Raw genomic sequence first — 1408 nt, 5'->3', positions numbered from 1 at the left:
TGAGATGCTTCTATGACTGTCAAGTGGTCATCGGGGATGTGTGGGTGGCTGTGAGGAGCCGGAAGAGTTCGCGGCTGATGTAGCGCTTGAGGATGCGGATGATCTCGCGTTTGGTGGCGCCCTCGGCTGCGCGGCGGGCTCGGTAGGCGCGAGTGCGTGGGTCGTGACCGAGCCTGGTCAGGGCGATGGTGTAGAGCGCCCGGTTGAGCCGGCGGTCACCACCTCGGTTGAGGCGGTGACGGCGGGTGTTCCCGGACGAGGCTTGCAGCGGGGCGACGCCGGCGAGGGAGGCGAACGCGGCCTCGGAGCGCACTCTGCCGGGGTGTGACCAGGCCTGCAGGACAGTCGCGGCGACGACCGGTCCGACACCACGGACCTCGAGCAGCTCGGGGGCTTGGGCGCTGACGGCGGCGGTGAGCGCGGCGTGATTGGCGGCCAGCTCGGTGTCGAGAGCACGGACCCGGCGAGCCAGGCGGATCGCCTCGCCGCGACAGACCGTCCGGGCTGTCGCGGTGCCGGTGGTGGTGCGCCAGCCCGCGATCGTGGCGATCGTCGCCGCGGAGAGTGCTCGGCGGGCGTCGACGCCGAGGTCGACGGTGCGCAGCAGCGCGGTGAGCGCGTTGATCGTGCGGGTGCGCTCACCGGTCATCTGGTCCCGAGCCGTGGACAGCACCCGAAGGATCGTGCGGTCTCCGCCCTGGCGGGGGCGGCGGAGCTGGCTGGTCTGCAGGCCGCGGGCGGCGCGGGCGAGCTCGGCGGCGTCGATGATGTCGCTCTTGCCGCTGGTGTGGCGGACCTGCCTGGTGATGTCGGGTGCCTCGGCGAGGTCGGTGCCGGCGGCGAGGAGCTGCTCGGTGAGGACCGCGCCGTAGGAGCCGGCGCCGTCGACGAGCACAAGGACCGTGCCGTGATCGGTGCGCCGGTTGATCCAGTCCTGGGCGCGGCGCAGCCCGGCGGGACTGGTCGGGAACTCGCGGTGCTCGACCAGTGCACCGGTGGCGGCGTCGACGATGGCGTAGGTGTGGGTGGCGGCGTGGGTGTCGACGCCGACGAGCAGGTCGTAGCTCTCGGCGACGAGAGCGGCGGTGGTGGTGGGTGCGACGATGGGCATGCGGGTGTTCGTCCTGTTCCGGGAGAGCGTCCGTGACGGGCGCCGGCCCGGGATGTGAGGTGCTCTCGCGGCAGTACTGTGACGGGTCACGGTCCGCGGCAACGGACCGGACAGGCTTCTGATCAGGCCATCGAGAACGGCAGGGCCGGCGCCGCGTCTCCGAATCCGAGCGGGCAGATCTCACTTCGGGCACCCGCTGGGCGAGGCCACCTTTACCAGGAGCCACGCTCGGACCGAAGATCACAACACCGACCCTGCCAGCCAGCCCCAGGCCAGCTGCTCTCGAGTCTCACAGCC

Annotated in this window: 1 protein-coding gene; it reads right to left on the bottom strand. The window is 71.4% G+C overall.

Going from position 1 to position 1408, the window contains the following annotated elements:
- Window positions 1-19: 19 nt before the first annotated feature.
- Window positions 20-1111, bottom strand: a complete 1092-nt coding sequence (locus AB0J24_RS28740) for an IS110 family transposase (protein WP_358687010.1) — start codon at window positions 1109-1111, stop codon at window positions 20-22.
- Window positions 1112-1408 lie beyond the last annotated feature (297 nt).

The sequence above is a fragment of the Pseudonocardia sp. NPDC049635 genome (assembly GCF_040659795.1).
GTDB lineage: Bacteria > Actinomycetota > Actinomycetes > Mycobacteriales > Pseudonocardiaceae > Pseudonocardia.
Note: the sequence above shows the minus strand (reverse complement) of the source record. Positions and strands in the feature narration are given on the sequence as shown.

What these genes read in the sequence shown, in the direction of transcription:
- AB0J24_RS28740 (WP_358687010.1), bottom strand. Translation starts at nt 1,111, where the DNA reads ATGCCCATCGTCGCACCCACCACCACCGCCGCTCTCGTCGCCGAGAGC.